Below are 21,163 nucleotides of genomic sequence, written 5' to 3'. Positions count from 1 at the left end.
TCAATTGATTTTATAGCGACGACGCAACCCACGCAGACCGAAGCTGATCCATGGCCACAGCAAGGCACTGACCAGGGCCGGTAGCACCAGCGCCAGGGTTGGCTGACGGTTACCGGTCAAGGCGCTCAGCCACAGCTGAACCAGCTGTGCCAGGCCGAAGATCACCAGGATCACCAAGCACTGCTGCCACATGGGGAACATCCGCAGGCGCTGCTGCAACGACAGCACCAGGAAAGTGATCAGGGTCAGGATCAACGCATTCTGACCCAGCAAGGTGCCATAGAGCACATCCTCCGCCAAGCCCAGGAACATCGCCGTGACCATGCCGACTTTATGCGGCAGGTTCAGCGACCAGAAGGCCAGCAACAGCGCCAGCCAAAGCGGGCGCAGAATTTCCATGAACTGCGGCAAGGGCGAAACGCTCAGCAGCATACCGATAGCAAAGGTCAGCCAGACGATCCAGCCGTTGCGCGAATGAGTACTGGCCATTATTCCTCCCTCTGCCGCGTGGTTGCCGGGACAGTCGCCGCAGGCTTGGCAGCCGGGGTCGCGGCCGGTGGTTTAGTCACGGTTGGCTTGACGGGACGCGTGTTGTGAGCGGCCGGCTTGACCGGAGTGGCCACAGGCGCTGCCGGAGCCGCCGTCGGTGCCGGTGGTCCTACGAATGCCGGCTTGGGCACAGTCGCCGGAACGATCGGCGCTGTACCGTTTTGCTTGTCTTCTGCTTCCTGGGCCTGAGCGGCGTCGTTGGCGCGCTCTTCCGGCGTACGGTTGTCGCTGAACACCAGCAGCAAGTACCGGCTGCGGTTCAGGGCGGCAGTCGGCACCGCACGCACAATGGCGAACGGCTGGCCGGAATCGTGGATCACTTCCTTCACCGTCGCCACCGGGTAACCCGCCGGGAAACGCTGACCCAGGCCAGAGCTGACCAGCAGGTCGCCTTCCTTGATGTCAGCGGTGTCCGCCACGTGGCGCAACTCCAGGCGTTCCGGGTTACCAGTGCCGCTGGCAATCGCCCGCAAGCCGTTGCGGTTCACCTGCACCGGAATGCTATGGGTGGTGTCCGTCAGCAACAAGACCCGCGAGGTGTAGGGCATCAGCTCAACCACCTGGCCCATCAGGCCACGGGCGTCGAGCACCGGCTGGCCCAGGACCACACCGTCGCGCTCACCCTTGTTGATGATGATGCGATGGGTGAAGGGGTTGGGGTCCATGCCGATCAGCTCGGCCACTTCGACCTTTTCGTTGACCAGCGCGGAAGAATTGAGCAACTCGCGCAGCCGAACGTTCTGCTCGGTGAGGGCCGCGAGCTTTTGCATGCGCCCCTGCAACAGCAGGTTTTCGGTCTTGAGTTTTTCGTTTTCGGCGACCAGTTCGGTGCGGCTGCCAAATTGGCTGGCCACGCCCTGGTACAGACGTTGCGGCAGGTCGGTGATCCAGTAAGTCTGCATCAACACCAGCGACATTTGGCTGCGCACGGGCTTGAGCAGTGCAAAGCGGGCATCGACCACCATCAGCGCGACCGAAAGCACGACCAGCACCAACAGGCGCACGCCCAATGAGGGGCCTTTGGCGAAAAGCGGTTTAATAAGCCGCTCCTCCCAGGCAAATGTTCTCTTTATTCATACGGCATCTAACCGGCCTGGATGCAGATTGAAGAAGATAAACGCCAACAGGCAGCACTGCAAAGTGCTGCCTGCGGGCGAAACATGGGCTAACCAGCAATGACTTATTCGCTGGAGAGCAGGTCCATGGTGTGTTTATCCATCATTTCCAGTGCACGACCACCGCCACGGGCAACGCAGGTCAGCGGGTCTTCGGCGACGATCACCGGCAGGCCAGTCTCTTGGGCCAGCAGCTTGTCGAGGTCACGCAGCAAGGCGCCACCGCCGGTCAGCACCAGGCCACGCTCGGCGATGTCGGAAGCCAGTTCCGGCGGCGATTGCTCCAGCGCGCTTTTCACCGCCTGAACGATGGTGGCCAGGGACTCTTGCAGAGCTTCCAGCACTTCATTGGAGTTCAGGGTGAAAGCACGTGGAACGCCTTCGGCCAGGTTGCGACCGCGCACATCGACTTCGCGCACTTCGCCGCCTGGGTAGGCGGTGCCGATTTCCTGCTTGATGCGCTCAGCGGTGGACTCACCGATCAGGCTGCCATAGTTACGACGTACATACGTGATGATCGCTTCGTCGAAGCGGTCGCCGCCGACGCGTACGGATTCGGCATACACCACACCGTTCAGGGAGATCAGGGCGATTTCAGTGGTACCACCACCGATATCCACCACCATCGAGCCGCGTGCTTCTTCAACCGGCAGGCCGGCACCGATCGCAGCAGCCATTGGCTCTTCGATCAGGAACACTTCACGGGCACCGGCGCCAAGGGCCGATTCACGGATGGCACGACGCTCAACCTGGGTGGATTTGCACGGAACGCAGATCAGCACACGAGGGCTGGGCTGCAGGAAACTGTTTTCGTGAACTTTGTTGATGAAGTACTGCAGCATCTTCTCGCAGACGCTGAAGTCGGCGATCACGCCATCTTTCATCGGACGAATGGCGGCAATATTGCCGGGTGTACGGCCGAGCATGCGCTTGGCCTCGGTGCCGACGGCAACGACACTTTTCTGGTTACCGTGCGTCCGAATAGCCACAACCGATGGCTCATTCAGGACGATACCGCGCTCGCGCACGTAAATAAGGGTGTTGGCAGTGCCCAGGTCAATGGAAAGATCGCTGGAAAACATGCCACGCAGTTTCTTGAACATGGGAAAGGGACCCTAGGCAACGCGTGGGTAAAAAAGTGCGGCAAACTCTAACAACGACAGGGATTTTGGGCAAGGCGCCAATGTGCTAAATTGGCCGACTTTCTGTGCACCTAACCCCACAATCGCGGCCGTAAGACCGTAGAAATGCGGTAGTGTTCCGACAATCTAACACACGGACAGCCTCCGTTCTGTTTTCCACTGGAGATTCCCATGACGCTTGAACGCTCCGACGTGGAAAAAATCGCGCACCTGGCCTCGCTTGGCCTCAATGATGCCGATCTTCCACAGACCACCGCAGCCCTGAACAGCATTCTCGGGCTGGTCGACCAAATGCAGGCCGTGAATACCGACGGTATCGAGCCCCTGGCTCACCCGCTGGAAGCCAGCCAGCGCCTGCGCGCAGACGTCGTGACCGAGAGTAATAATCGCGAGGCCTACCAGTCCATCGCGCCAGCGGTCGAAAACGGCCTGTACCTGGTTCCGAAAGTCATCGACTAAAGGGAAAGAGCCTGCAATGCATCACATGACTCTGGCCGAGATCGCTCGCGGTCTCGCCGACAAAAAGTTTTCTTCCGAAGAGCTGACCAAGACCCTGCTGGCGCGCATCGCCGAGCACGATCCAAAGGTCAACAGCTTCATCAGCCTCACCGAAGAGCTGGCCCTGAGCCAGGCCAAGGCCGCCGACGCACGTCGCGCCAACGGTGAAAATGGCGCACTGCTGGGCGCTCCAATCGCCCACAAGGACCTGTTCTGCACCCAGGGCATTCGCACCAGTTGCGGCTCGAAGATGCTCGACAACTTCAAAGCACCCTATGACGCCACCGTGGTGTCCAAGCTGGCTGCCGCCGGGGCCGTGACCCTGGGCAAGACCAACATGGACGAATTCGCCATGGGGTCGGCCAACGAGTCGAGCTACTACGGCGCGGTGAAAAACCCGTGGAACCTGGAGCACGTGCCCGGCGGTTCGTCTGGCGGTTCGGCCGCCGCAGTTGCCGCACGCTTCCTGCCTGCCGCTACAGCCACCGATACCGGCGGCTCGATCCGCCAGCCTGCGGCCTTCACCAACCTCACCGGCCTGAAGCCGACCTACGGTCGCGTTTCCCGTTGGGGCATGATCGCTTACGCCTCCAGTCTCGATCAGGGCGGCCCTCTGGCGCGCACCGCTGAGGACTGCGCAATTTTGTTACAAGGCATGGCAGGCTTCGACAAACAGGACTCCACCAGCATCGACGAGCCCGTGCCGGACTACAGCGCCAGCCTGAACACCTCGCTCAAGGGCCTGCGCATCGGCGTGCCGAAGGAATACTTCAGCGCCGGTCTCGACCCGCGCATTGCCGAGTTGGTGCACAACAGCGTCAAGACGCTGGAAAGCCTCGGCGCGGTGATCAAGGAAATCAGCCTGCCGAACAACCAGCACGCGATTCCGGCGTACTACGTGATCGCACCGGCAGAGGCTTCCTCCAACCTGTCGCGTTTCGACGGCGTGCGTTTCGGCTATCGCTGCGAAAACCCGAAAGACCTCACCGACCTGTACAAACGCTCCCGTGGCGAAGGTTTCGGCGCCGAAGTTCAGCGCCGGATCATGGTCGGTGCCTACGCCCTGTCGGCCGGTTACTACGACGCCTACTACCTCAAGGCGCAGAAAATCCGTCGCTTGGTGAAGAACGACTTCATGGCCGCCTTTGAACAGGTCGACGTGATCCTCGGCCCAACCACGCCGAACCCGGCCTGGAAGCTCGGCGCCAAGAACGGCGACCCGGTGGCTGCGTACCTCGAAGACCTGTACACCATCACCGCCAACCTCGCGGGACTGCCGGGCTTGTCCATGCCTGCCGGTTTCGTCGATGGCCTGCCGGTCGGCGTGCAACTGCTCGCCCCGTATTTCCAGGAAGGCCGCCTGCTCAATGTGGCGCACCAGTACCAGTTGAACACCGACTGGCACACTCGCACCCCTACCGGCTTCTGAGGAGAACACTATGCAATGGGAAGTTGTGATCGGGCTGGAGATTCATACCCAGCTCGCCACCCAATCGAAGATTTTCTCCGGTAGCGCCACCACGTTCGGCTCCGAGCCGAACACGCAGGCCAGCCTAGTCGACCTGGGCATGCCCGGCGTACTGCCAGTGCTGAACCAGGAAGCGGTGCGCATGGCGGTGATGTTCGGCCTGGCGATTGACGCCGAGATCGGCCAGCACAACGTGTTCGCGCGCAAGAACTACTTCTACCCTGACCTGCCCAAGGGCTACCAGATCAGCCAGATGGAACTGCCGATCGTTGGCAAAGGCCACCTGGACATCCCCCTGGAAGACGGCACCATCAAGCGCGTCGGCGTCACCCGCGCACACCTGGAAGAAGATGCCGGCAAGAGCCTGCACGAAGAATTCCCGGGCGCGACCGGTATCGACCTGAACCGTGCCGGCACGCCGCTGCTGGAGATCGTTTCCGAGCCGGACATGCGCAGCGCCAAGGAAGCCGTGGCCTACGTCAAGACCATCCACGCACTGGTGCGCTACCTGGGCATCTGCGACGGCAACATGGCAGAAGGTTCGCTGCGTTGCGACTGCAACGTGTCGATCCGTCCCAAGGGCCAAGTCGAGTTCGGCACCCGCTGCGAGATCAAGAACGTCAACTCGTTCCGCTTCATCGAGAAGGCGATCAACAGCGAAGTGCGTCGCCAGATCGAGCTGATCGAAGACGGCGGCAAGGTCATCCAGCAGACCCGCCTGTACGACCCGAACAAAGACGAAACCCGCGCCATGCGCAGCAAAGAGGAAGCCAACGACTACCGTTACTTCCCCGACCCGGACCTGTTGCCGGTGGTGCTTGAGGACTCGTTCCTCAATGACATCCGCGCCACCCTGCCGGAGCTGCCGCAGCAGAAACGCGAGCGCTTCCAGGCGCAGTTCGGCCTGTCGGTCTACGATGCCAGCGTCTTGGCCTCCAGCCGTGAACAAGCCAACTACTTCGAAAAAGTCGTGAGCATTGCCGGCGACGCCAAACTGGCGGCCAACTGGGTGATGGTCGAGCTGGGCAGCCTGTTGAACAAGCAAGGCCTGGAGATCGACGAAGCCCCAGTCACTGCCGAGCAATTGGGCGGCATGCTGCTGCGCATCAAGGACAACACCATCTCCGGCAAGATCGCCAAGACCGTGTTCGAAGCCATGGCCGCAGGCGAAGGCAGCGCGGACGAGATCATCGAGAAGCGTGGCCTCAAGCAGGTCACCGACAGCGGCGCGATCTCGGCTGTATTGGATGAAATGCTCGCGGCCAACGCCGAGCAGGTCGAGCAATACCGTGCGGCAGACGAAGCCAAGCGCGGCAAGATGTTCGGCTTCTTTGTGGGCCAGGCGATGAAAGCCTCCAAAGGCAAGGCCAACCCGCAACAGGTGAACGAACTGCTGAAAAGCAAGCTCGAAGGCTGACACGTGCAGGACCCGGCTTCTGTGGGAGCCGGGCTTGCCCGCGATGCAGGCGCCTCGGTGCATCAGTGACACCGAGGTGAAGCCATCGCAGGCAAGCCAGCTCCCACACGAGCCAACTCCAACATTTGTAATGGGACTCCTTGCATGAAGCGTCTACTCGGCCTCCTGGCCTTGTTCTCCCTTTTGACCGGCTGTGCCAGCGGCATCATCAACCCCAACGGCTACGACGAAACCGGCACCGCCTCCTATTACGGCGCCCGGCACCATGGCAAAAAGACCGCCAGCGGTGAACCCTTCAATCAGAACGCCCTGACCGCCGCCCACCGGCAATTGCCGTTCGGCACCCAGGTCAAGGTCACCAATCTCGACAACGACAAATCGGTGGTTGTCCGCATCAATGATCGCGGTCCGCATACCCGTGGGCGCCTGATCGATCTTTCACGCAAGGCGGCCGAGCAGCTGGGTATGATCGGCAGCGGTACCGCACGGGTTCGCGTGCAAGCCTTGAGCAACTGAAGACGGAGCCCTCGCCATTTTCGGATTAACCGCCCTCTCGCCCTGGAGCCTGCTGGAATTGGTCAGCGGCCTGGTGCTGCTGATCATCGGCGCCGAGATCCTGGTGCGCGCCGCCGTGCGCCTGGCCGCGAGCCTCAAGGTGCGTCCGCTGATCATCGGCCTGACGATCGTGGCCTTCGGCAGCAGCGCGCCGCAGATGACTGTCAGCCTGCAAGCCACTCTGGCCGGTAACACCGATATCGCCGTGGGTAGCGTGATCGGCAGCAGCATCTTCAACATCCTGGTGACCCTGGGCCTGTCGGCGCTGATCATTCCGCTGCGGGTTTCGCGCCAACTGGTGCGCCTGGATATTCCGGTGATGATCCTGGCCGCACTGCTGGTGTTCACCCTCGCCGCCAATGAAGAGCTCACACCCATTGACGGCCTGGTGCTGCTGGTTGCCCTGGTCGCCTACCTCGGCATGTTGCACTACCAGACGCGCCACTCCCGTCGCCCACGCACGCTGGACACCGTGGCCCGCGCGCCCTGGCTGAGCAGCGTGTTGCTGATGGTTGGTGGGCTACTGATCCTGGTGCTGGCCGGGCATTTACTGCTGGGTGCCGCAGTGGATGTGGCAGGCGACCTGGGTCTGTCGGAACGTGTGATCGGCCTGACCCTGATCGGCGTGGGCACCTCGCTGCCATGCCTGGCGACCTCGCTGATTGCCGCGCTGCGCGGCGAGCGGGAAATTGCCGTGGGCAACGTGATCGGCAGCAACCTGTTCAACCTGCTCGGCGTGTTGGGGCTGACCGCCCTGCTCGCGCCCTCGCCGCTGTCGGTATCGCCCAATGCCCTGGATTTCGACCTGCCGGTGATGCTCGGCGTAGTCGTGCTGTGCCTGCCGGTGTTCTACACCGGCTACCGCGTGACACGCGCCGAAGGCCTGGTGCTGCTGGGCCTGTACCTGGCGTACGGGCTGCATGTAATGGCGTTCACCACGGGCATGCCCCTGGCCACCAAGCTTGAACAACTGATGCTGTACTACGTCCTGCCAGTGCTGGTGGCTTTTCTGTTGTTCAGCACGCTGCGAGCCTGGCGCCGCCAACACAAGAGGGAATCGCAATGACCGATCAGAAAAAGCCCGGGGTTGATATGCGTCGCCAGGTCATGGGCGATGTGTTCGTCGACCGCGCCTTGGGCAATGCCACCGAGTTCACCCAGCCGCTACAGGATTTCGTCAATGAACATGCCTGGGGCAGCGTGTGGAACCGCGAAGGATTGCCGCTGAAAACCCGCAGCCTGATCACCCTCGCCGCTCTCACCGCGCTCAAATGCCCGCAGGAGCTCAAAGGCCATGTGCGCGGTGCGCTGAACAATGGTTGCACCGTGGAAGAGATCCGCGAGGCGTTGCTGCATTGCGCGGTGTATGCCGGTGTGCCGGCGGCGATTGATGCATTCCGTGCGGCGCAGGAAGTGATCGATACCTACGAGGCACCGTAGGAGCCGGCTTGCCGGCGATTGGCCCTCACAGACACCACAACCCTCAGATCCAACCTCCTGCCTGCAACACGAAGATCCCGATATTCGTGGTCACCGCCGCCATCAAGGTGGTGATCACGATAATTGCCGCCGCCAGCTCATGATTACCCTCGGCCGCCCTGGCCATCACAAAACTGGCGGCTGCGGTCGGCGCACCGAAGTACAGGAACAGAATCCCCAACTCCGGCCCGCGAAAGCCCAGCAACCACGCGCCTAAGGTCGCCACCACTGGCAGCCAGACCATCTTCATCAAGCTCGCGCTCAGCGCCCTGTTGCCGCTCTTGCGCAACGCTGCCAGGGACAAGGTGCCGCCAATGCAGATCAAGGCCAACGGCAAGGTGGTATCCGCCAGATACTGCATGGATTTTTCCAACCAGCCAGGCAGGCCAATCTGAAAATAAGCGAACGGCGCCGCCACGATCACGCTGATGATCAGCGGGTTGGCCACCACACTTTTGCAAATGCTCCACGGATCGGACTTGATCACCGGGCTGTACACCGCCAACACGATGGTCGACAGGGTGTTGTAGAACAGGATCACCAACGCCGCGAGAATCGCGCCGAGGGAGATGCCGTAATCGCCGTACATGCTGGCGGCCAGCGCCAGGCCGATCACGCCGTTATTGCCGCGAAACGCGCCTTGCGTGTAGATACCCCGGTCTTCACGCGGGCAACTAAAGATTGCCCAACCCCAGGCCAGGGCGAAGCTGAGCAAGGTGGCGACGGCAAAGTAGATCAGAAGGCTTGGCTTGAGCGCCGAGTGCAGGTCGGCATGCAGGATGCCGAGGAACAGCAGCGCCGGCATAGTGACGTTGAACACCAGGGACGAGGCCGTGTGGATGAAGTTGTCATTGATCCAGTTGATGCGCTTGAGCAGCACACCCAGGAACAGCATGGCAAACACCGGCGCGGTGATGGTCAGGGTCGTGAGGAAAATTGCCAGCATGCCGGGGAGAACCTTGGTGAGCGTCGTTAGGTGGCTAATGATAAGCCAGTGTAGGCCGCTTCGTCTGGTCTAGATCCTTGTAGTGAGCGGGCTTGTCGGATCGCCACCCAGCGCGGGCGATGCGGCGATCCGACAAGCCCGCTCACCACAGTCAGGTAATGGGCGCCGGGTTGAACAAGGTGATGTCGTTGTGCAGCTTGTGGTGCTCCGCCCACGTCTGCTTCTTGCCGCTGGCCACATCCAGGTAGAAGTGAAACAACTCCCACCCCAATTCCTCGATGCTCGCCCGCCCAGTCGCAATACGCCCAGCGTCGATATCGATCAGGTCCGGCCAACGCTGTGCCAGCTCCGTACGCGTCGACACCTTCACCACTGGCGCCATCGCCAGCCCGTAAGGTGTGCCGCGTCCGGTGGTGAACACATGCAGGTTCATCCCTGCCGCCAGTTGCAAGGTGCCGCACACAAAGTCACTGGCCGGGGTTGCGCAAAAGATCAGGCCCTTACTCTTGAAGCGCTCACCCGGACCCAGCACGCCATTGATCGCGCTGCTGCCGGATTTGACGATGGAGCCCAAGGACTTCTCGACAATGTTCGACAAGCCGCCCTTCTTGTTTCCCGGCGTGGTGTTGGCGCTGCGGTCCGCCTCGCCCTTGGCCAGGTAGCGATCGTACCAATCCATTTCCCGGACCAGTTCCTGGGCAACGGCTTCGCTTTCAGCGCGAGAGGTCAGCAGGTAAATCGCATCGCGAACTTCGGTCACTTCGGAAAACATCACCGTCGCCCCAGCCCGCAGCAACAGATCCGAGGCATAGCCCAGCGCCGGGTTGGCGGTGATACCGGAAAACGCATCACTGCCGCCGCACTGCATGCCCAGGATCAACTCCGACGCCGGCACGGTTTCCCGGCGGCGCTGGTCGAGTTTCTTCAGGCGCGTCTCGGCCAATTCCATGATCTGCTCGATCATCTCGGTAAAGCCGTGGCTGGAATCCTGCAGCCGATACAGCCAGGGCTCACTCAGGTCGACCGAGCTGTCGTTGTCGTGCATCACCTGCCCGGCCTGCAGTTTCTCGCAGCCCAGGCTGATCACCAGGGCTTCGCCGCCCAGGTTCGGATTGCGCGCCAGGTTGCGTACCGTGCGGATCGGGATGTAGGCATCGGTCGCAGTGATCGCCACACCACAGCCGTAGCTGTGGGTCAGCGCTACCACGTCGTCAACGTGCGGGTACTTGGGTAGCAATTCGTCCTTGATGCGCTTGACCGCATGGTCCAGTACGCCGGTGACGCACTGCACCGTGGTGGTGATGCCAAGGATATTGCGTGTACCCACAGTACCATCCGCGTTGCGGTAACCCTCGAAGGTAAACCCTTCCAAGGGCGCCTGGGCCTCAGGCACCTCGGTGGACAGCGGCAAGCTGTCCAACGGCGGCGCGGTGGGCATGCGCAGTTGATCTTCCTGCACCCAACTACCACGCGGAATCGGCGCCAGGGCGTATCCGATGGTCTGGCCATAGCGAATAATCTGGCCGCCCTCGGGGATATCTTCCAGGGTCACCTTGTGGCTCTGAGGGATGAAATCCACGGTCACCAGGCCATCCGGGAATTCGGTCCCGGCCGGTACGCCTTGGTCATTGACCACGATCACCACGTTGTCGCGTTCGTGCAAACGAATCGAGCGCGGCGAGTCGGCATGTTCAATCAACTGCATCACACGGCCCCTCAGGAATGCGCTTCGGTTAGGTTGGTCAACTCAGGCCCCTTGGCAGGCGGCTCTTTGAGGACTACACGTTTGATCGGCCCAACGATGACCAGGTAGCTGAACACCGCCACCAGCGCATTGGCGCCGACGAACACCAGGGCCCATTTGAACGAGCCGGTGGTGCTGATGATGTAGCCGATCACAATAGGGGTAGTGATCGACGCGAGGTTACCGAAGGTGTTGAACAAGCCGCCACTGAGGCCGGCGATTTGTTTCGGCGAGGTGTCGGAGACTACCGCCCAGCCCAGTGCGCCAACGCCTTTACCGAAGAAGGCCAAGGCCATGAAGCCCACCACCATCCACTCGATATCCACGTAGTTGCAGGCCACGATGCTGCTGGAGATCAGTAGGCCCCCAATGATCGGCGCCTTGCGGGCGAAGGTCAGGGAATGCCCCTTGCGCAGCAGATAATCCGAAATCACCCCGCCTAGCACGCCGCCGATAAACCCGCAGATCGCCGGCAACGAAGCGATGAAACCGGCCTTGAGGATGGTCATGCCACGGTCCTGCACCAGGTACACCGGGAACCATGTGAGGAAAAAGTAGGTGATACCGTTGATGCAATACTGGCCAAGGTACACGCCGAGCATCATGCGGTTGGTCAGCAACTGGCGGATGTAATCCCACTTCGGACCGTCGGTTTTCTTACCCTTGCCTTTGTCCTGATCCATATCGACCATCGCGCCATTGGCGGCGATGTGATTGAACTCGGCTTCGTTGATCATCGGGTGCTGGCGCGGGCTGTGGATAACTTTCAGCCAGATCAGCGAGAAAATGATGCCGATCACACCCATCACGATAAACACGTGCTGCCAGCCGAAGCTGTAGACAATCCAGCCCATCAGCGGCGCAAACAGCACCGTGGCGAAGTACTGCGCCGAGTTGAAGATCGCTGAAGCCGTACCGCGCTCAGCCGTAGGAAACCACGCCGCGACAATCCGGGCATTTCCGGGAAACGAAGGCGCTTCGGCCAGACCGACCATAAAGCGCAGCATAAACAGCGCAACCACGGCGGTGGAGACACCAAACTCACCGACGTAGCCTTGCAGCACGGTGAACAGTGACCAGGTGAAGATGCTCAGCGCATAGACTTTCTTGGAGCCGAACCGGTCCAGCAGCCAGCCACCGGGAATTTGCCCGGCCACGTAGGCCCAACCGAATGCAGAGAAGATGTAACCGAGGGTGACCGCGTCGATGCCGAGGTCTTTTTGCAGGCTGGAGCCTGCGATGGCGATGGTGGCCCGGTCGGCGTAATTGATCGTGGTCACCAGGAACAGCATGAGCAGGATCAAATAGCGGACATGGGTCGGCTTGGTCGCTTGCATGAAGAAGTACTCCCACTAATTATTTTTTTTGCGGGTAATTTTTGTCTGTTGCTCGGCGCCTCTGTAGGAGCTGGCTTGCCAGCGATGGCATCACTGCGGTGGTTCAGAAACACCGTGTTGATTCCATCGCCAGCAAGCCGGCTCCTACAGGAGTTAGGTGCGCCGTATTACGAACCGATGTAGCTGGTCTTCACCACGGTGTAGAACTCTTGCGCATAGCGACCTTGCTCGCGCGACCCGTAGGATGAACCCTTACGGCCACCGAACGGAACGTGATAGTCCACACCGGCAGTCGGCAAGTTGACCATCACCATCCCGGCCTGGGAGTGGCGCTTGAAGTGGTTGGCGTACTTGAGCGACGTCGTGGCAATGCCCGCCGACAAACCGAACTCGGTGTCGTTGGCCATGGCAAGCGCCGCTTCGTAGTCCGCAACACGCACAACGTTGGCCACCGGCCCGAAGATCTCTTCACGGCTGATGCGCATGGCCGCTTCACTGTCGGCAAACAGCGTCGGCGCCAGGTAGTAGCCTTCGGTGTCACAGGTGACCAGGCCGCCACCGCTGACCAACCGCGCACCTTCGCTCTGGCCGATGTCGATGTACTTGAGGTCTTGATCCAACTGCGCCTGGGAAACCACTGGGCCGATGTCGGTGCCGCTTTTCAGCGCGTGGCCGACCTTGATCGACTTCATGCGTTCGGCCATGGCCGCGACGAACTGGTCGTGGATACCGGCGGTGACGATCAAGCGGCTGGAGGCCGTGCAACGCTGGCCGGTGGAGTAGAACGCGCTCTGTACCGAGAGCTCGACAGCCTGCTTGAGGTCGGCGTCATCGAGGATGATCTGCGGGTTCTTGCCGCCCATTTCCAACTGCACTTTGGCCTGGCGCGACACACAGCTGACGGCGATCTGACGACCGACACCGACAGAACCGGTGAAGCTGATGCCATCAACTTTTGGGCTGTTGACCAGCACGTCGCCAACCACGCGACCGCTGCCCATTACCAGGTTGAACACGCCGGCTGGGAAGCCCGCACGGGAAATGATTTCCGCCAGTGCCCAAGCGCAGCCCGGCACCAGTTCAGCCGGCTTGATCACGACGCAGTTGCCGTAGGCCAGGGCCGGGGCGATTTTCCAGGCGGGGATGGCGATCGGGAAGTTCCACGGCGTGATCAGGCCGACCACCCCCAGGGCTTCACGGGTGACTTCGACGTTGACGCCCGGACGAACCGACGGCACGTAGTCGCCGGACAGGCGCAGGCACTCACCGGCAAAGAACTTGAAGATGTTACCGGCGCGGGTCACTTCGCCGATGGCTTCGGGCAGGGTCTTGCCCTCTTCACGGGCCAGCAGGGTACCGAGTTCTTCGCGGCGCGCGAGGATTTCGCTGCCGACTTTATCCAGCGCGTCATGGCGCGCCTGGATCCCGGAAGTGGACCAGGCCGGGAATGCTGCGCGGGCTGCGTCGATAGCGGCGTTGACTTGGGCAACATCCGCCTTGGCGTATTCGCCAATGACATCGGACAACTCCGACGGGTTGAGGTTGACGCAGTAGTCGGCACCGGCCACCCACTGGCCATTAATGTAGTTGTCAAAACGTTGGGCTTGGGACACGAATCTTCTCCTGACGCAAAAGGCCGCTGATTTCTCAGCGGCCTTGTAAATAGGTTATTGCGCGCCTTGCTTGTCGATCAGCGCGGCCAGGGCTTCATATTCTTCCGGCAGCAGGTCGGTCAGCGGCGTACGCACCGGGCCTGCGTCGTAGCCGGCGATTTTTGCACCGGCCTTGACGATGCTCACGGCATACCCGGCCTTGCGGTTACGGATGTCCAGGTACGGCAGGAAGAAGTCGTCGATGATCTTGGAAACGGTGGCGTGATCGTCCTTGGCTATCGCGTGGTAGAAGTCCATCGCAGTTTTAGGGATGAAGTTGAACACCGCCGAGGAGTACACCGGTACGCCCAGGGCCTTGTAGGCAGCGGCGTAAACCTCTGCAGTCGGCAGGCCGCCGAGGTAACTGAAACGATCACCGAGGCGGCGACGGATCGACACCATCAACTCGATATCACCCAGGCCATCCTTGTAGCCGATCAGGTTCGGGCAGCGCTCGGCCAGGCGTTCCAGCAGCGGCGCGGTCAAGCGGCAGACGTTACGGTTGTAGACCACCACACCGATCTTGACCGATTTGCACACGGCCTCAACGTGGGCGGCAACCCCGTCCTGGCTGGCTTCGGTAAGGTAGTGCGGCAGCAGCAGCAGGCCTTTGGCGCCGAGACGTTCGGCTTCCTGGGCGTACTCGATGGCTTGGCGGGTCGAACCACCGACACCGGCCAGGATCGGCACGCTGGTGGCGCAGGTATCAACGGCGGTTTTCACCACCTGGGAATATTCACTGGCAGCGAGGGAGAAAAACTCACCAGTACCGCCGGCTGCGAACAAGGCGGTGGCGCCGTAAGGGGCCAGCCATTCCAGACGCTTGATGTAACCCGCCTGGTGAAAGTCACCCTGGGCGTTGAAATCGGTCACCGGGAAAGACAGCAGACCGTGGGAAAGGATGGACTTCAGTTCTTGTGGATTCATTATTCGAACACCCTGGGCGAAGACTTTCTATTGAAAGGTTGTTGTTGGTTTTGGTGATGTCGTACGTCATCGTACAACTATAAAAAGATTCGTCAACTGCAATTCATCAGACTTCATTGTGGCCGCTTTGAATGCGCACCTTCTTGACGTAGGAAATTTTTCCTCTATTCTCGATTTAACTGTATATGCATACAGTCATTACGGAAGATTCCTACGACATAGCAAGGAGCTAACATGTCAGGTCTTGAACTCGCAGCACCCGAAAAGAACCCACCTATCTTGCGCTTCGAAGGCGGTGAACACACTGCCATCGGCGATGAAACCCTGTTGCGCTTCGTCAAGGATGCCCCGGCGATTCCCGCACACCAAGTCGAGCTGCACCTGCCCAATGGGCTGGCGCTGACCTACGGCCAAGTAATCGCCCTAGGGGGTGATTTCTATGGCATCCCCGGTCAACCGATCAGCGATGGCGCCTCCCCCGCCGAGCGTGTGCAACGCTTTACCGCAGCCTTCAATACGCTCGCCGTACTGCCCGCCTCGCGGGAAGAAGCGCACAAGATCCTCGCGGTGATGCAAAAGGAGATCAATGCGGTCAAGCAGGCGATCAAGGATGGCAAACAAGCTCATGAAGCCTACGACGCCTTGGGTGATACGTTGTCCGAGGAATGGAATCGCATCACCGGCGGTGGCAGCGCAGTTTCGGCGCTGATTCCGTTGGGACGTTACCTGAAACTGGCAGCGGACAATGCCGACCACTTTGGCGAATGGGCGCTGTCGGCCTATCTGGCGGGGCATACGGCGGCGCTGCAACAAGCCGTCGTGGCTCACCAGACCGGCACCGACCAAGCGCTGGAACTGGCGTACGCCATGAACAGTTTTGCTGATCACTTTTTGACCGATCTGTTCTCGGCCGGCCATCTGCGTGTACCGCGTAAACAACTGGCAGCTGTGGTGACGCCAGGTGAGCTGGGCTCGCTGATCAGCCGCTTCATGCATGACGAAGACAGCAAGTTCGGGCTCAAGGTGCGTAACGCCATGGGCGATCAATGGCACGCGTATGGAGACAAACGCTACTTCGACGCCATCGATGCGGACAACCGCGTGCAAGTCAAACGCGCAGTGCAAGCTTCGGCGGATGAGATTTTCGACACCTTTATCAGTGGTGTCGCGCCCTCCCCGGCCAATTTCAAGGCGCCGTTGTATGTGCCCGATTTGAATGCTGCGCAGAACCCGGCGAACAACTTCTCGCCGTTGTTCAAAATGGAGGGCGACAAGGTGCTGCGTCGCAAGGACGTGAATGACCTGAACGACAAGCACTGGACGAATGATTGGTGGGGGTGGAGCACTTACCTGCTGCTCAAGGACTACAAGCCAAACCAACCCGCCAACTGACGCAGTAGGAGCCCGGCTTGCCGGCGATGACGATCTTTTGGACGCTATCGCCGGCAAGCCGGGCTCCTACAGGGTCGGTGCAGCCTTCAACCGCGCTGCGCTTCTGCCTCTTCATGGGCATGGCGCAGCCGCTCGCGGCTATTGGTCAAATGCAACCTCATGGCCGCCCGCGCCGCATCCGAATCCTGACGCGCAATCGCTTCATAAATCTCTTCATGCTCACGACTCAAGCGCCCCATATAGTGCTGCTGGTCATCATGGGCCAGGCGCGCCGAATTCAGGCGGGTGCGTGGAATGATGCTGGTGCCCAGGTGGGTCATGATGTCAGTGAAGTAGCGGTTGCCGGTGGACAGGGCAATTTCCAGGTGGAATGCAAAGTCGGAGGCCACCGCGTCACCGGCGTGAGCTGCGCTTTCATTCAGGGCATCGAGCGCCGCACGCATGGCGGCCAGTTGCTCGTCGCTGCGGCGCAACGCGGCCAGACCTGCGGACTCAACTTCCAGGCTGATCCGCAACTCCAGAATCGCCAGCACATCACGCAGGGTCACCACGGTGGCCGGGTCGATACGGAAACCGCTCGGGCTTGGCGTGTCCAGCACAAAGGTGCCGATGCCATGGCGGGTTTCCACCTGCCCCGCCGCCTGCAAGCGCGAGATCGCTTCTCGCACTACGGTTCGGCTCACCCCGTGGGCGTCCATGATCGCCGACTCGGTGGGCAACTTGTCGCCTCGCTTGAGCTGGCCGTCGCGGATCTGCTCGGACAACACCGTGACCAATTCCTGGGCAAGGCTGCGGCGCTTGCGGGGAAGACGAGGGGCGGTGTTGGCGTTTTCCATGATGGATCATCTTTCTCGGTGAGCTTGAGCACGCATCATAGCCCATGGTGGTTGTACGATCACCGTCCAGGCGCGACTTTCATCCCTATCCTTCGCGCAAAAAAATACCCCGACACACGTCGAGGTATTTTTTCAGCTCGCCCCAGAGGGGAAGCTCATTACTTCACCACTTTAAGACTCGGCCGACCGCTAGGGCGCGGTGGCTCGGAATCCGGTGGCGGCTGGTCATCGCCGTCTTCGTTTTCGATCGATTCGTCACCCTCGAAAGGCGACTCCAGATCGAACACCATGCCTTGGCCGTTCTCCCGGGCATAGATGCCGAGGATGGCGCCAATCGGCACGAACAGCGTATGCGGCACGCCGCCAAAACGCCCTTCGAAGCTCACGGCTTCGTTGTCCATGTGCAGGTGGCGCACGGCACTCGGCGATACGTTCAACACAATTTGCCCATCACTGGCAAAACCCTCCGGTACCTGAACCGCAGGAAACTCGGAATTGACCAGCATGTGCGGGGTGCAATCGTTGTCCACAATCCACTCATAGAGCGCGCGGACCAAGTAGGGTCGACTGGAGTTCATCAGCGGCTCCTTAAGCCTTAGCGCATATCGCGTTCGACACCAGACAGACTTGCCTGGAAAGCCTCACGCGCAAACTGGCGCTCCATGTAATCAAGCAGCGGCTTGGCAGGCCGCGGCAGTTCAATACCGAGAATCGGCAAGCGCCAGAGTATCGGTAATAGGCAGCAATCCACCAAACTTTGTTCCTCACTGAGGAAAAAAGGCTTATCGGCGAACAATGGCGAAACGCCGGTCAGGCTCTCGCGCAATTCCTTACGCGCCTGCACCCGAACCGCTTCTTTTGTACGCGAATCCAGAATCACATCCACCAGCCCGCACCAGTCACGCTGGATCCGATGGATCAGCAGGCGGCTGTTGGCACGCGCCACCGGGTACACCGGCAGCAAAGGCGGATGCGGGTAACGCTCATCCAGGTATTCCATCACCACGGTTGACTCCCACAACGCCAAGTCACGATCGACCAGGGTGGGCAAGCTGCCGTAAGGGTTCACTTCGATCAGTTTTGGCGGCTGACGGCCCGCCTCCACACTGATGATCTCGGCGCTGACACCCTTCTCTGCGAGCACGATGCGTACTCGGTGGGAATAGTGGTCGGCGGGGTCGGAGTAACAGGCCAACCGATTGGTCACGCCCATGGCGGTCCTCCTCGCTTGTTGAAATTATCGAAAGCTCAAAAACGAGCGCGCCCAGAGAGCATCTCTGTAACAACCGGTTCAACCAGGTCGCTACGTATTCAGAGATGCCGCTGGGCGCGCAAGATTAACAGCAATTGCTTACGGTTGGATCAATGCACATCCTTCCAGTATTCGCGTTTGAGCAGATAGGCGAATACGAAGAAGAAGGCCAGGTACAGCAACACATAGGTGCCGATGCGCTGATGCTCCAGTTTGACCGGGTTGGCCGAGTAGGCCAGGAAGGTCACAAGGTTCTTGACCTTCTCGTCGAACTGCTCGTCTGTCAACGAACCTGGGGTTTCTATCTTCAGTTGATCGCACGCTTCATGAGTCAAAGGCGTGCCGGTCAACGGATCGTATTGCTTCTTGCCGTCTTCAACGACCTGGATCTGCTTGCATCCTACCACTTGCTTGCCTTGCAGGCCGACCAGAACGTTAGGCATGCCGACGTTCGGGAACACACGGTTGTTCACGCCATACGGACGTGCCGGGTCTTCGTAGAAGGATTTCAGGTAGCCATAGAGCCAGTCGGTGCCGCGTACACGAGCCACCAGGGTCAAGTCAGGCGGTGCTGCGCCGAACCAGGTCTTGGCGTCCGCAGGCTTCATGCCGATGGTCATGTGGTCGCCGATCTTGGCGCCGGTGAACACCAGCTTCTCGAGCATCATTTCATGGGGGATGCCGAGGTCATCGGCAACCCGCTCGTAACGCTGGAACTTGGCGCTGTGACAGCCCATGCAGTAGTTGGCGAACGTGCGTGCGCCGTCTTGCATGGCAGCCTTGTCCGATACGTCGATATCGACTTTTTCCAGTTCCGGTCCGCCGTGCTCGGCAGCGAAGGACAGTAGCGGCAAGGCCGCAAGCATCAATGCAACGAATAACTTTTTCATCAGCCAGTCACCCTTTCCGGAACCGGTTTGGTCTTCTCGAGCCGGGTGTAGAACGGCATCAGAATGAAGTAGGCGAAGTACAGGAAGGTGCAGACCTGCGACAGCAACGTACGCTCAGGGGTCGGCGCCAGTACGCCCAGCACACCCAGGATCACGAACGCAATGCAGAACACCCACAGCCAGATCTTGCTCAGCCAGCCCTTGTAGCGCATGGACTTGACCGGGCTTCGGTCGAGCCAAGGCAGCACGAACAGCACCGCGATGGCCGCGCCCATGGCGATCACGCCCATGAGCTTGTCCGGGATCGCCCGCAAGATCGCGTAGAACGGCGTGAAGTACCAGACTGGGGCAATGTGCTCAGGTGTCTTGAAGGCGTTGGCCTGTTCGAAGTTAGGCTTCTCCAGGAAATACCCGCCCATCTCCGGGAAAAAGAACACGATCGAGCAGAACACGAAGAGGAACACCACCACGCCGACAATGTCTTTCACGGTGTAGTAAGGGTGGAACGGAATGCCATCCAGCGGGATGCCGTTTTCGTCCTTGTGCTTCTTGATGTCCACGCCATCCGGGTTGTTGGAACCCACTTCGTGCAGCGCCAGGATGTGCAGTACCACCAGGCCCAGGATCACGATCGGCAAGGCCACCACGTGCAGGGCGAAGAAGCGGTTCAGGGTGATGCCCGAGATCAGGTAGTCACCACGGATCCACTGCGTCAGGTCGTTGCCGATCACCGGAATCGCACCGAACAGCGAGATGATCACCTGGGCGCCCCAGTACGACATCTGGCCCCACGGCAGCAGGTAACCCATGAAGGCTTCGGCCATCAGCGCCAGGTAGATCAGCATGCCGAACACCCACACCAGCTCACGAGGCTTCTGGTAGGAGCCGTAGAGCAGGCCCCGGAACATGTGCAGGTAGACGACGATAAAGAACGCCGAGGCGCCGGTAGAGTGCAACAGGCGCAGGATCGAGCCGTACTCTACGTCCCGCATGATGTACTCGACGGAGGCAAACGCCTCTTCCGCCGACGGGGTGTAGCTCATCGTCAACCAAACGCCGGTGACGATCTGGTTGACCAGCACCAGCAGCGCCAGGGAGCCGAAGAAGTAGAAGAAGTTGAAGTTTTTCGGCGCGTAATATTTGCTGAGATGGTCTTCCCACATTTTAGTGGCGGGGAAGCGCGCATCCACCCAATCCATGAACTTGCTCATCACGCGTTCTCCTTATCGAGGCCAATGACAATGAGGTCGTCAGTTTCGTAGGTGTGCGGAGGAACCGGCAGGTTCAGGGGAGCGGGCTGGGACTTGTAGACGCGACCAGCAAGGTCGTAGTGCGAGCCGTGGCACGGACAGAAATAACCGCCGACCCAATCCTTGCCCAGATCGACAGGGGCCACTTCCGGGCGGAACGTAGGCGAGCACCCCAGGTGAGTACAGAGACCGACCAGCAGCAGGATCTCCGGCTTGATCGAACGCACTTCGTTCTTGGCGTAGGCGGGTTGGTCGGACTTCTCGGATTTGGGGTCAGACAACTGGCCTTCAATCTTTTTGAGATTCCCCAGGATTTCCTCAGTACGACGAACAATGAAGACCGGCTGGCCGCGCCATTCAGCAATCATCTGCTGCCCTGGCTCGATCTTGCTGATATTCACCTTCACCGGTGCACCTGCGGCTTTCGCCTTGGCACTGGGAAACCATGACCCCACGAACGGGACCGCAGCCCCCACCGCTCCTGCAGCACCCACCACGGATGTGGCTGCTACCAAGAAGCGACGCCGGCCTGCATTCACGCCGTCATTGCTCATTCAGTCCTCTCCCATCAGCTTTTTGGCCTGTTAAATCAGGCGTCTACTAAGTGTTGAATCTTTACTTATAAAAATTTTGCCGAATGGTAATGAAAAGCCCCACGTCTGACAAGGGAATTGCCGGGGGCTCAGCCTCCAGGCCTTGTAGTATAGGGGGTCT

Annotated in this window: 21 protein-coding genes; 7 read left to right on the top strand and 14 right to left on the bottom strand. The window is 60.2% G+C overall.

What is annotated here, in order from left to right; all coding sequences use genetic code 11:
• The 3 genes from mreD to mreB form a co-directional block, all read right to left on the bottom strand.
• A complete protein-coding gene (gene mreD / locus ACP7C6_RS22985) occupies nucleotides 1-489 on the bottom strand; it encodes a rod shape-determining protein MreD (protein ID WP_016976217.1) in 489 nt (162 codons plus the stop codon).
• Nucleotides 489-1,589 carry a rod shape-determining protein MreC gene (gene mreC / locus ACP7C6_RS22980; RefSeq protein ID WP_308908873.1) on the bottom strand — a complete coding sequence of 367 codons (1,101 nt, stop codon included), beginning with the start codon at nucleotides 1,587-1,589 and terminating at the stop codon, nucleotides 489-491. Before mreC ends, mreD begins: the two co-directional genes overlap by 1 nt.
• A gap of 140 nt (nucleotides 1,590-1,729) precedes the next feature.
• Nucleotides 1,730-2,767: a rod shape-determining protein MreB gene (gene mreB / locus ACP7C6_RS22975; RefSeq protein ID WP_002555108.1), complete on the bottom strand. Its 1,038-nt coding sequence runs from the start codon at nucleotides 2,765-2,767 to the stop codon at nucleotides 1,730-1,732.
• A gap of 210 nt (nucleotides 2,768-2,977) precedes the next feature.
• Between mreB and gatC the strand changes: the two genes are divergently transcribed.
• The 6 genes from gatC to ACP7C6_RS22945 all read left to right on the top strand — a co-directional run bounded on the left by gatC (nucleotide 2,978) and on the right by ACP7C6_RS22945 (nucleotide 8,184).
• Nucleotides 2,978-3,265, top strand: a complete 288-nt coding sequence (gatC, locus tag ACP7C6_RS22970) for an Asp-tRNA(Asn)/Glu-tRNA(Gln) amidotransferase subunit GatC (protein ID WP_010213142.1) — start codon at nucleotides 2,978-2,980, stop codon at nucleotides 3,263-3,265.
• A 16-nt stretch (nucleotides 3,266-3,281) separates the two neighbouring features.
• Nucleotides 3,282-4,733: an Asp-tRNA(Asn)/Glu-tRNA(Gln) amidotransferase subunit GatA gene (gatA, locus tag ACP7C6_RS22965; RefSeq protein WP_033899331.1), complete on the top strand. Its 1,452-nt coding sequence runs from the start codon at nucleotides 3,282-3,284 to the stop codon at nucleotides 4,731-4,733.
• A 10-nt stretch (nucleotides 4,734-4,743) separates the two neighbouring features.
• The gene (gatB, locus tag ACP7C6_RS22960) at nucleotides 4,744-6,189 is read left to right on the top strand and encodes an Asp-tRNA(Asn)/Glu-tRNA(Gln) amidotransferase subunit GatB (RefSeq protein WP_028618844.1); all 1,446 of its coding nucleotides are present in this window, start codon (nucleotides 4,744-4,746) and stop codon (nucleotides 6,187-6,189) included.
• A 144-nt stretch (nucleotides 6,190-6,333) separates the two neighbouring features.
• On the top strand, nucleotides 6,334-6,705 hold the full coding sequence (locus ACP7C6_RS22955) for a septal ring lytic transglycosylase RlpA family protein (protein ID WP_028618843.1): 372 nt from the start codon (nucleotides 6,334-6,336) through the stop codon (nucleotides 6,703-6,705).
• A gap of 58 nt (nucleotides 6,706-6,763) precedes the next feature.
• Entirely contained in the window at nucleotides 6,764-7,810 is a 1,047-nt protein-coding gene (locus tag ACP7C6_RS22950; RefSeq protein ID WP_028618842.1) for a calcium/sodium antiporter, read from the top strand.
• Nucleotides 7,807-8,184, top strand: coding sequence for a carboxymuconolactone decarboxylase family protein (locus tag ACP7C6_RS22945; RefSeq protein WP_028618841.1), 378 nt, complete (start codon nucleotides 7,807-7,809; stop codon nucleotides 8,182-8,184). Before ACP7C6_RS22950 ends, ACP7C6_RS22945 begins: the two co-directional genes overlap by 4 nt.
• 43 nt (nucleotides 8,185-8,227) lie before the next feature.
• Here the strand turns inward: ACP7C6_RS22945 and ACP7C6_RS22940 are convergent, their stop codons facing one another.
• The 5 genes from ACP7C6_RS22940 to kdgD all read right to left on the bottom strand — a co-directional run bounded on the left by ACP7C6_RS22940 (nucleotide 8,228) and on the right by kdgD (nucleotide 14,829).
• On the bottom strand, nucleotides 8,228-9,169 hold the full coding sequence (locus ACP7C6_RS22940; protein ID WP_028618840.1) for an AEC family transporter: 942 nt from the start codon (nucleotides 9,167-9,169) through the stop codon (nucleotides 8,228-8,230).
• A 151-nt stretch (nucleotides 9,170-9,320) separates the two neighbouring features.
• Nucleotides 9,321-10,874, bottom strand: coding sequence for a galactarate dehydratase (gene garD / locus ACP7C6_RS22935; protein WP_028618839.1), 1,554 nt, complete (start codon nucleotides 10,872-10,874; stop codon nucleotides 9,321-9,323).
• An 11-nt stretch (nucleotides 10,875-10,885) separates the two neighbouring features.
• Complete coding sequence (locus ACP7C6_RS22930) at nucleotides 10,886-12,250, bottom strand: MFS transporter (RefSeq protein ID WP_028618838.1); 1,365 nt, start codon at nucleotides 12,248-12,250, stop codon at nucleotides 10,886-10,888.
• Between the two features lie 167 nt (nucleotides 12,251-12,417).
• Nucleotides 12,418-13,863 carry an aldehyde dehydrogenase family protein gene (locus ACP7C6_RS22925; protein ID WP_049710003.1) on the bottom strand — a complete coding sequence of 482 codons (1,446 nt, stop codon included), beginning with the start codon at nucleotides 13,861-13,863 and terminating at the stop codon, nucleotides 12,418-12,420.
• A 54-nt stretch (nucleotides 13,864-13,917) separates the two neighbouring features.
• Complete coding sequence (kdgD, locus tag ACP7C6_RS22920; protein ID WP_016976228.1) at nucleotides 13,918-14,829, bottom strand: 5-dehydro-4-deoxyglucarate dehydratase; 912 nt, start codon at nucleotides 14,827-14,829, stop codon at nucleotides 13,918-13,920.
• A 234-nt stretch (nucleotides 14,830-15,063) separates the two neighbouring features.
• Here kdgD and ACP7C6_RS22915 point away from each other — a divergent pair, with 234 nt between their 5' ends.
• Nucleotides 15,064-16,221 (top strand): phosphatidylcholine-hydrolyzing phospholipase, encoded by a 1,158-nt coding sequence (locus ACP7C6_RS22915; RefSeq protein ID WP_028618836.1) that lies wholly within the window; start codon nucleotides 15,064-15,066, stop codon nucleotides 16,219-16,221.
• 86 nt (nucleotides 16,222-16,307) lie between these two features.
• On the opposite strand, the gene ACP7C6_RS22910 is transcribed toward ACP7C6_RS22915, so the two are convergent.
• The 6 genes from ACP7C6_RS22910 to petA all read right to left on the bottom strand — a co-directional run bounded on the left by ACP7C6_RS22910 (nucleotide 16,308) and on the right by petA (nucleotide 21,003).
• The gene (locus tag ACP7C6_RS22910; RefSeq protein ID WP_016976230.1) at nucleotides 16,308-17,057 is read right to left on the bottom strand and encodes a FadR/GntR family transcriptional regulator; all 750 of its coding nucleotides are present in this window, start codon (nucleotides 17,055-17,057) and stop codon (nucleotides 16,308-16,310) included.
• Between the two features lie 158 nt (nucleotides 17,058-17,215).
• The gene (locus tag ACP7C6_RS22905; protein ID WP_016976231.1) at nucleotides 17,216-17,635 is read right to left on the bottom strand and encodes a ClpXP protease specificity-enhancing factor; all 420 of its coding nucleotides are present in this window, start codon (nucleotides 17,633-17,635) and stop codon (nucleotides 17,216-17,218) included.
• Nucleotides 17,636-17,652: 17 nt separating this feature from the next.
• A complete protein-coding gene (locus ACP7C6_RS22900; RefSeq protein ID WP_016971566.1) occupies nucleotides 17,653-18,270 on the bottom strand; it encodes a glutathione S-transferase N-terminal domain-containing protein in 618 nt (205 codons plus the stop codon).
• A gap of 149 nt (nucleotides 18,271-18,419) precedes the next feature.
• The gene (locus tag ACP7C6_RS22895; protein WP_010213166.1) at nucleotides 18,420-19,199 is read right to left on the bottom strand and encodes a cytochrome c1; all 780 of its coding nucleotides are present in this window, start codon (nucleotides 19,197-19,199) and stop codon (nucleotides 18,420-18,422) included.
• Nucleotides 19,199-20,410, bottom strand: a complete 1,212-nt coding sequence (locus ACP7C6_RS22890; protein WP_003171746.1) for a cytochrome b — start codon at nucleotides 20,408-20,410, stop codon at nucleotides 19,199-19,201. Before ACP7C6_RS22890 ends, ACP7C6_RS22895 begins: the two co-directional genes overlap by 1 nt.
• A complete protein-coding gene (gene petA / locus ACP7C6_RS22885) occupies nucleotides 20,410-21,003 on the bottom strand; it encodes a ubiquinol-cytochrome c reductase iron-sulfur subunit (RefSeq protein ID WP_016976232.1) in 594 nt (197 codons plus the stop codon). The genes ACP7C6_RS22890 and petA overlap by 1 nt, the downstream gene beginning before the upstream one ends.
• Between the last annotated feature and the right edge of the window lie 160 nt (nucleotides 21,004-21,163).

Source organism: Pseudomonas sp. TWR1-1-4 (assembly GCF_049897165.1).
Lineage (GTDB): Bacteria > Pseudomonadota > Gammaproteobacteria > Pseudomonadales > Pseudomonadaceae > Aquipseudomonas > Aquipseudomonas canadensis.
Note: the sequence above shows the minus strand (reverse complement) of the source record. Positions and strands in the feature narration are given on the sequence as shown.

Coding starts and splice junctions, on each gene's coding strand:
- mreD (WP_016976217.1), bottom strand. CDS start 489: ATGGCCAGTACTCATTCGCGCAACGGCTGGATCGTCTGGCTGACCTTT.
- mreB (WP_002555108.1), bottom strand. CDS start 2,767: ATGTTCAAGAAACTGCGTGGCATGTTTTCCAGCGATCTTTCCATTGAC.
- gatC (WP_010213142.1), top strand. CDS start 2,978: ATGACGCTTGAACGCTCCGACGTGGAAAAAATCGCGCACCTGGCCTCG.
- gatA (WP_033899331.1), top strand. CDS start 3,282: ATGCATCACATGACTCTGGCCGAGATCGCTCGCGGTCTCGCCGACAAA.
- gatB (WP_028618844.1), top strand. CDS start 4,744: ATGCAATGGGAAGTTGTGATCGGGCTGGAGATTCATACCCAGCTCGCC.
- ACP7C6_RS22955 (WP_028618843.1), top strand. CDS start 6,334: ATGAAGCGTCTACTCGGCCTCCTGGCCTTGTTCTCCCTTTTGACCGGC.
- ACP7C6_RS22945 (WP_028618841.1), top strand. CDS start 7,807: ATGACCGATCAGAAAAAGCCCGGGGTTGATATGCGTCGCCAGGTCATG.
- ACP7C6_RS22940 (WP_028618840.1), bottom strand. CDS start 9,169: ATGCTGGCAATTTTCCTCACGACCCTGACCATCACCGCGCCGGTGTTT.
- garD (WP_028618839.1), bottom strand. CDS start 10,874: ATGCAGTTGATTGAACATGCCGACTCGCCGCGCTCGATTCGTTTGCAC.
- ACP7C6_RS22930 (WP_028618838.1), bottom strand. CDS start 12,250: ATGCAAGCGACCAAGCCGACCCATGTCCGCTATTTGATCCTGCTCATG.
- kdgD (WP_016976228.1), bottom strand. CDS start 14,829: ATGAATCCACAAGAACTGAAGTCCATCCTTTCCCACGGTCTGCTGTCT.
- ACP7C6_RS22915 (WP_028618836.1), top strand. CDS start 15,064: ATGTCAGGTCTTGAACTCGCAGCACCCGAAAAGAACCCACCTATCTTG.
- ACP7C6_RS22910 (WP_016976230.1), bottom strand. CDS start 17,057: ATGGAAAACGCCAACACCGCCCCTCGTCTTCCCCGCAAGCGCCGCAGC.
- ACP7C6_RS22905 (WP_016976231.1), bottom strand. CDS start 17,635: ATGAACTCCAGTCGACCCTACTTGGTCCGCGCGCTCTATGAGTGGATT.
- ACP7C6_RS22900 (WP_016971566.1), bottom strand. CDS start 18,270: ATGGGCGTGACCAATCGGTTGGCCTGTTACTCCGACCCCGCCGACCAC.
- ACP7C6_RS22895 (WP_010213166.1), bottom strand. CDS start 19,199: ATGAAAAAGTTATTCGTTGCATTGATGCTTGCGGCCTTGCCGCTACTG.
- ACP7C6_RS22890 (WP_003171746.1), bottom strand. CDS start 20,410: ATGAGCAAGTTCATGGATTGGGTGGATGCGCGCTTCCCCGCCACTAAA.
- petA (WP_016976232.1), bottom strand. CDS start 21,003: ATGAGCAATGACGGCGTGAATGCAGGCCGGCGTCGCTTCTTGGTAGCA.